Source organism: Thiobacillus sp. 65-1402 (genome assembly GCF_001897685.1).
Classification (GTDB): Bacteria; Pseudomonadota; Gammaproteobacteria; order Burkholderiales; family Thiobacillaceae; genus Thiobacillus.
In genome coordinates this window covers 1-7,604 of the sequence record NZ_MKUG01000118.1, presented here as the reverse complement: position 1 = coordinate 7,604, position 7,604 = coordinate 1, and the positions used below count along the sequence as shown (strand labels likewise).

Below are 7,604 nucleotides of genomic sequence, written 5' to 3'. Positions count from 1 at the left end.
CGCGGTTCCAATGCGCAGTCAGCGCGGCGTCCAGAGCCTGCTGCAAGGCCGCCGTGTCGCCGAACGGCACCACGCTGCCGAGCTCGGCGCGGCAGACCACCTCGGCATTGCCGCCGACGTCGGTGGTGACGACCGGCAGGCCGCAGGCCATGGCCTCGAGAAATACATTGGCCCAGCCTTCGTTGCGGGTCGCCAGCACGAACACGTCGGCTGCCGACAGCGGCCACTTGAGTTCATCCGGCGGCAGCGCACCGAGAAAGTGCACGCGCCCGGTCAGGCCCAGCCGCGCAGCCTGCGCATCGAGTTCGGGGCGCATGTCGCCTTCCGGGCCGCCGCCGCCAACGATGAGGTAATGCAGATCCGGGTGGCGCATGAGCAGCGCCGGCAGGCAGTCGATGACGCGGTGCATGCCCTTGCGCTCGACCAGCCCACCCACCGAGATCAGCACGCGCGCGCCGGCCGGCAGCCCGAACCGGGTGCGCGCGGCGGTCCGGTCGACCGGCTGGAAAATTCCGGTATCCACGCCGTTGCCGACGACTTCGGTTTTCTCGTCGGCAGCGCCAAGCTCGAGCGCCAGCCGGCGCAGGGAATCGGACACCGAGAACACCCGCGTGGCGGCCTTGAGCGTGCGCGCCAGGCGCGGACGCAGCGCCGGATCATGGCTATGCGGCACTTCGGTGCCGCGCAGGGTGACCGTCACCGGCAGGCCGAGCCAGCGCCCCAGCCGGATCGCGGCCTCGCCGTCCGGGTAGGCAAAGTGGGCATCGATGAGACGCGCCCCCTCGGCCCGGAGGCGGCGCAGCAGGAAAAAGCTGCCCAGCGCCATCGCCATGCCGTCCAGCCGGCGCAGCAGGCCGGGCAGCGCCAGGAAACGCGGGTGATACACGCGGATGCCCTGCTGCATTTCCAGCGCCGGCGCCGGCGGACGGTAGCCCGGGCGCAGCCGGCGGATCAGCGACTGCCCGGGAAACCACGGCTGCGGCGAGACGACGCAGAGCGGCCGGTGCTGCGCCACGCGGAACATGCGCTCGCGAATGAACAGGCCGGCGCCGGGGCGTGCCGCGCTGGGGAAGAGCGAGCTGAACACGACCAGGCCGGCCCGTCGCGGCTCGACTGTGTCCGTCTCAGCCAAGCGCCGCCTCCATGCCCGGTTTCACGAGGCTGCCGTACACGTCCCGATAGCGCGCCACGCTGGCCGCCCAATTGCGTTCGGACTCCACGAACTGGCGGCCGTTGCGCTTCATGCTGTCCCAGCCCTGCTCGCCCTTCAGCAGCGCCACCACCTTGCTGGCGAGGTCTTCCGCGTTGCCCGCCCGGAACAAGGTGCCGGTCTTGCCGTCCTCGATCAACTCCTTGTGGCCGCCGACATCGGACGCCACCATCAGCCGCCCCTGCGCCATCGCTTCCAGCGGCTTCAGGGGCGTGACCAGCTCGGTCAGCCGCATCGGGTGGCGCGCATACACCAGCACGTCGATCAGGTCGTAGTAGCGATTCACCTCGCCGTGCGGCACCCGCCCGGCGAACACCACGCGCTCTTTCAGATCGAGCGCCATCACCTGCCGCTTCAGGGCCGCATCCTGCGGCCCGCCGCCGACCAGCAGCACCTTCGCGTCGGGCATCTGCCCGAGGATGGCCGGCAGCGCGGCAATCAGCAGGTCCAGCCCCTCGTAGGCGTAGAACGATCCGATGAAGCCGAGCACGCGGCTGGTGCCGAGGCCGAGCTTCATTTTCAGTTCGGGGTCGGGCTTGCCGCCGACCGCGAACTGGTCGATGTCGACCGCGTTGGGAATGACGGTGATCTTGCCGCGAGCGATGCCGCGCGCGACGAGGTCGCGGCGCAGGCCTTCGCAGATGACCGTCACCGCGTCGGCATTTTTTACCGCCCAGGTTTCCAGCGCGCGGGTGAGCCGGTAGCGCAGGCTGCCCTCTCTGGTGCTGCCGTGGTCGACTGCGGCGTCCTCCCAGAAAGCGCGGATTTCGTACACCACCGGAATGCCCAGCTTGCGTCCGACGCGTATCGCCGGCACCGCGTCGAGCACTGGCGAATGCGCATGGATGACGTCGGGCTGCAGCTCGCGCGCCAATCCCAGCAGGCGTTTTTCAATCGCTCCCATCACCGCGAACGGGTCGCCGCCGGGCAGCCGGGAGAGCAGGCCGGACGGTTTCGGGGTGCGGTAGAAATGCAGGCCGTCGGCGTCCTCTTCCGGCACGCTGCAATCGAGCTGCTTGGGGCCGGACAGGTGATACGTTTCCCAGCCGAGCTTGCGCTGGTTGCGCAGGATCGCCGCGCTGCGGAAGGTGTAGCCGGAGTGCAGCGGCAGGGTGTGGTCGAATACGTGCAGGATCTTCATGCCGCCTCGCGCTGCGTGTCGTCCATGCCCAGCACCTGCGCCAGGAAGGCGTCGAACATCAGCACCGTCCACAGGATCACCGAATAATCGCGACGGCCGGATTGATGGGCCTCGACCGCCTCGCGCAGAAAATCCTGGTTGAACAGGCCGCTGCAGGCCAGCCGCTCGCCCAGCACCACGCCGCGGATGGTGGCGGCCAGCGGGCCGCGGAACCAGGCGGCCAGCGGCACCGAGAATCCCATTTTCCTGCGGTACAGCACGTCGCGCGGCAGATACGGCTCCATCGCCTTTTTCAGCAGGTATTTGCCCTCGGTGCCGCGCAGCTTGAGATCGGTGGGCAGCCCGGAGACCCAGCCCATCAGCTCGTGATCGAGCAGCGGCTCGCGCACTTCGAGCGCGTGCGCCATGCTGGCACGGTCGACCTTGGTGAGGATGTCGCCGACCAGATAGGTTTTCATGTCGAGATACTGCACCAGCGACAGGGGATCGTCGGTGGGCGCCACCGCCGCATGGCGGCGCAGCACCTCCACCGCCTGGTAGCCCTGCAGTTCGCGCTTGAACGACAGCGAAAACAGCTGCCTGCGCTGCGCATCCGACAGCAGCGAAACGCCGTGGAAATAGCCCTCGACCGTATCGCGCGCCAGTGCCTCGAAGGTGGTCTTGGCGCGCAGCACCCTGGGCGCCCAGTCGGCCTTGGGATACAGGCGGCCGAGCGTGCCGAACAGCGGGCGGCGCAGCGCGAGCGGCATCGCAGCGCGCATCCGCTCCTCGTAGCGGAACCAGCGGTAGCGCCGGTAGCCGGCGAAATGTTCGTCGCCGCCGTCGCCCGACAGCGCGACTGTCACGTGCTTCCTCGCCAGTTCGCACACCCGGTAGGTCGGCAGCGCGGACGAGTCGGCATAGGGCTCGTCGTATACCTGGGCGAGCTTGCCGACCAGGCTGAAGTCGTCGGCGGCGACGGTTTCGACGTGATGCCGCGTGCGGTAGCGGTCGGCCACCTGCTGCGCGAATTCGATCTCGTTGAAGGCCGGGTCGTCGAAGCCGATCGAGCAGGTGTTCACCGGCGCCGCCGACTGCGTCGCCATCATCGCCACCACCGCGCTGGAATCGACGCCGCCCGACAGGAACGCGCCGAGCGGCACGTCGGCGATCATGCGCAGGCGGACCGATTCCTTCATCCGCTCGACCAGCTCGTCCATCGCGTCGGCCTCGTCCTTCACCGCCACCGGCGTAAAAGGCATGTCCCAATACTGCCTGGGCAATGCGCGCGCCTGGCCTCGCTTGAGGGTGAGCGTGAACCCCGGCGGCAGTTTGTACGCGCGCTTGAAAATGGTGCGCGGCTCGGGCACGTAGCCGTAGGCGAAATACTCCTCGACCGCCAGCGGGTCGATGTCGCGCGCCAGGCAGGGATGCGCCATCAGCGACTTCAGTTCCGAGCCGAAAATGAATTCGCCGCTGTCGAGAAAGGCGTAATACAGCGGCTTGACGCCGAAGCGGTCGCGCACCACGAACAGCGTTTCCTGCCTGCGGTCCCACAGCGCGAAGGCGAACATGCCGCGGAAACGCGCGACGCAGGCTTCGCCCCAGGCCTCCCAGGCGTGGACGATGACTTCGGTGTCGGAATGGGTGCGGAAGACGTGGCCGAGCGCTTCGAGCTCGGGCACCAGTTGCTGGAAGTTGTAGATTTCGCCGTTGAACACGACCACCACCGAGCCGTCTTCGTTGAACAGCGGCTGCTGGCCGGTGGACAGGTCGATGATGGACAGCCGCCGGTGCCCCAGCCCGAGGCCGGGTTCCAGATGCAGGCCGCCTTCGTCGGGGCCGCGGTGAAACTGGGTTTCGTTCATGCGATGCAGCAGTTCGCGCGAAATCTCGTTCGCCCCGCTGGTGTCGAAAATGCCGGTGATGCCGCACATAGCTTGTCGTTTGTCCCTGTTGCTGTCGAGTTTTCAGGCTGCCTGACGGCGTCCCAGCGTTCGATCGTATACCCTGGCGTAGGCCTCGGCCATGGCCGCAATGCTGAAGCGCTGCTCGGCCTGCCGCCGCGCCTGCCCGCTGTGTTCGGCGATGCGCGCCGGCGAGTCCAGATAGCCGAGCAAGGCCTGTGCCATGTCGTTGACGTCGCCCGGCGCCACCAGCATGCCGTTGACGCCCGTCTTCACCAGTTCGACATTGCCGCCCACGGCGGTGGCGATCACCGGCAGGCCGCTCGCCTGCGCTTCCAGGACGGTATTCGAGATGCCCTCGTTCTTGGAGGGCAGCACGAATACGTCGAACGCCCGCATGATCTCCGCAATGTCGTGGCGCTCGCCCGGCAGCCAGGCCAGATGCGCCAGGCCGGCCTGTTGCAGCAGGGCCTGGCAGACCTCGCGCGCCGGGCCCTCGCCGACGATGACCAGCCGCGCGCGCTCGGCCCGCTCGGGCTGCCGATGCACCAGCTGGATGAAAGCACGCGTAAGCATCGGGTAATCCTTGACCTCGACCATGCGCCCCACCGAGCCGAAAACGATGCTCTCGGGGTGGGCGAACGCCGGCCGCGCCCCCGCGCGCGGATGGAATTTCGCGCTGTCGACGCCGTTGTAGATCTGGTGCAGCTTGTGCGGCGGCACGCCGATGGTCAGACGCAGCCAGGTTTCGAGGTCCTGGCTCACGGCGATGTAATTCGACACCAAAGGCCGGGCCGCGCGGCGCAACAAATTGTATTTCCAGTTGCGCCCATGGAGGTCGAACACGTCGCGCCCATGCTCGCCGTGAACGGTGGCGCGGATGCCGGCGGCGGCGGCGACGAACTGCGCTTCCAGCGCGGCCAGATTGCGGGTGTGCACCAGGTCGGGCTTGAGCTGACGCAGCAGTTTCCACAGCCGCGCCGCCCAGCCGAGGCCGTGCCCCGGTGCGCGCTGCAGCGCATGGAATTCGACCGCCTGCGCGCTGATGCGCTGACGGAAATCGCTGTAGTCGGTCAGTGCCACCACCGTGTGCCTGTAGCGCCGCGGCGGCAAGGCGTTGAACAGATTGACCATGCCGTTTTCCATGCCGCCGGTGTCGAAGCGATGGACGACATGCACGATGTGTGCGGTCACGGCCCGTCAACCTGGTCGAGCGAGCGCCCGATCGCGGGCTCCATGTCTGCGGCGAAGCGCGCCAGCGCGGCGGTCGCGGTCTCGATCTCCGCATCCTCGTAGGGCGTGGCGATCAGCACCGACAGGCCGTCGTCGCGCCGCAGCAGCACCCGCTCGAAGGCCAGGCTCAGCTTGGCGAACTGATCGTTGACGGTGGCATGCCGGCCGATCAGGTTCCACTGCCACACCAGCAGGCGCTGGCCATTGCTGCCGCGCAGTCTGGCCTGCCGCACCTGGCGCGTCATGCCGCCGATCTGCACCGTGGCGAGCGTTTCGCCGACGTTGGACCACAGCGGGTCTTTCTGCCGGATCATGAAATTCTGCGAGTTGATGAGCTCGGCATCCTGCCGCTGGGTGGCGTAGTAATTCAGCTCGAGCAGCACATTGCGCCCGGCCTGGGTGTAGGCGCGGCGCAGCTGGCGGTCGGCACCGATCCAGTGCGGCGTCCAGCCGGTGAAATCCTCGCCGGGCTGCCAGCCGCCCTGCGCCTGAATCTGCAATGCGGGCATGGCCGGCAGCGCGCGCGCGTCGAGCCAGCCGGCGTAGGCCGGCCACAGGCCGGCCACTGCCAGCACCGCGATCGCCGCCGGCAGCAGCGGGCGCGCAGCGGCGCCGCCTGCGGACGGCGCAAGCCCGGACGCGGCAGCGGGCTCGGGCTGGCCGTCTTCGCGCCAGAAACTGCCGACCCAGAACAGCAGCAGCATGACGAGGCCGAAAAACACCCAGCCGTAAATGTAATGATCGATGCCCAGCGCCAGCTTCATATCGGACAGGTGGGCGATCATCACGATCAGGTAGGCGCGTCCGCTGTTGGCGAAGATCGGCACGACGATGGCGGCGAGCGAGAACAGCAGCCGGCGTTGCCACGAACGGTAGGTGAGATAGGCGTACAGCACGCCGAGCGTGACCGAGGCGATCAGGTAGCGCAGGCCGGAGCAGCCTTCGACCACCGACCAGTCGCCGCTGGGGATGCTGAAAAACGTGCCTTCGCGGTATACCGGAATGCCGCTGGCCTGCAGCATCGCCACGGTGAAGTCGGCCGTGACCCCCATCAGCGGCTGGATCAGGAACTCGCCCATCGGCACGGCGAACAGCAGGAACATCAGCGGAAAGAAGGCGGCCCGCACGAAAGCCGCGCCGAGCAATGACCACACTGCGGCAATCAGCATGACGACGAAGGCATATTGCGCAGCGACGTTGACGCTGCCGGCATCGGCCAGCAGCCAGCCGGCGCCGGCCGCCGCCAGCAGCAGCAGCCCGCGCAGATCGGGACGCGGCCGGATCTGCGCCAGCGCATCGCGCTTGCGCCAGACCAGCCAGGCGCTGATGGGAAAGACCAGGTAGCCGTGCGTGAAGGTCTCCGAGCGGTCCCACACCTCGATCATCGAATGCACGGTCGGCCAGAACGCGGCGCCCAGCAGCAGCAGGACGCCGCTGGTCAGCGCAGCCGGCAGCAGCCATCCGTTGCGCGCAGTCGAAGGGAGGGAATCGGGCAGGGCGTTCATGCGGGGCAGGTCTCCAGAGCGGCAGCGGCCGGCGCCGCTTCGAACAGTCCGTCGATCGCGCTCAGATTGCGCGTCCAGTCGTAGTGGGCCAGGATGCAATCGCGCGCCGCCGCAGCGGCTGCGGGCGCCCGCAGCAGGGCAATCACCGCGCGGGCGAATCCGGCTGCGTCCTGCGCCGGGATGAAATCGCGCCCGGCTTCGGCACGGATGCCTTCGGCGGCCTGCGCGCTGGCGACCACCGGACGCGCCATCGCCATGGCTTCGAGCACCTTGTTCTGTATGCCGCGGGCGATGCGCAAGGGCGCCACCGCGCAGACGGCGTGCGCCAGATAAGGCCGCACGTCGGGCACGCTGCCGGTGACCACGACGCCGGGCTGGCGCGCCAGCGCCCGCACCGCCTCGCCGGGACGGCTGCCGACGATGGTGAACTGCGCGCCCGGGACCGCGTCGCGGATGGCCGGAAAAATCCGCTCGGCGAACCAGGTCACGGCGTCGACATTCGGCCAGTAGTCCATGGCGCCGGTGAAGACCACGCCCTGCACGCCGGGCGGATACGGATCCGGGTAGTCGCGCAGCGGCGAAAAATAGTCGGCATCGACGCCGTTCTCGAACGCGCCGATCTTATGGCG

6 protein-coding genes are annotated in these 7,604 nt (G+C 68.3%); all 6 read right to left on the bottom strand.

Features of this window, described 5'->3' with window-relative positions; all coding sequences use genetic code 11:
- The coding region (locus tag BGO62_RS09735; RefSeq protein WP_296641814.1) for a glycosyltransferase at window positions 1–1,132 on the bottom strand (1,132 nt) is incomplete at its 3' end.
- Window positions 1,125–2,351 (bottom strand): TIGR04063 family PEP-CTERM/XrtA system glycosyltransferase, encoded by a 1,227-nt coding sequence (locus tag BGO62_RS09730; RefSeq protein ID WP_296641811.1) that lies wholly within the window; start codon window positions 2,349–2,351, stop codon window positions 1,125–1,127. The genes BGO62_RS09730 and BGO62_RS09735, both read right to left, overlap by 8 nt.
- Window positions 2,348–4,267, bottom strand: coding sequence for an XrtA/PEP-CTERM system amidotransferase (locus BGO62_RS09725; RefSeq protein ID WP_296641809.1), 1,920 nt, complete (start codon window positions 4,265–4,267; stop codon window positions 2,348–2,350). Before BGO62_RS09725 ends, BGO62_RS09730 begins: the two co-directional genes overlap by 4 nt.
- A 33-nt stretch (window positions 4,268–4,300) precedes the next feature.
- The gene (locus tag BGO62_RS09720) at window positions 4,301–5,431 is read right to left on the bottom strand and encodes a TIGR03088 family PEP-CTERM/XrtA system glycosyltransferase (protein WP_296641807.1); all 1,131 of its coding nucleotides are present in this window, start codon (window positions 5,429–5,431) and stop codon (window positions 4,301–4,303) included.
- Entirely contained in the window at window positions 5,428–6,975 is a 1,548-nt protein-coding gene (gene xrtA, locus BGO62_RS09715; RefSeq protein ID WP_296641806.1) for an exosortase A, read from the bottom strand. The genes BGO62_RS09720 and xrtA overlap by 4 nt, the downstream gene beginning before the upstream one ends.
- On the bottom strand, window positions 6,972–7,604 hold a 633-nt coding region (locus tag BGO62_RS09710), incomplete at its 5' end, for a glycosyltransferase (protein ID WP_296641804.1). The genes BGO62_RS09710 and xrtA, both read right to left, overlap by 4 nt.

Bases quoted from the DNA above. Each gene is read 5' to 3' on its own strand.
- BGO62_RS09730 (WP_296641811.1), bottom strand. From the start codon at position 2,351: ATGAAGATCCTGCACGTATTCGACCACACCCTGCCGCTGCACTCCGGC.
- BGO62_RS09725 (WP_296641809.1), bottom strand. From the start codon at position 4,267: ATGTGCGGCATCACCGGCATTTTCGACACCAGCGGGGCGAACGAGATT.
- xrtA (WP_296641806.1), bottom strand. From the start codon at position 6,975: ATGAACGCCCTGCCCGATTCCCTCCCTTCGACTGCGCGCAACGGATGG.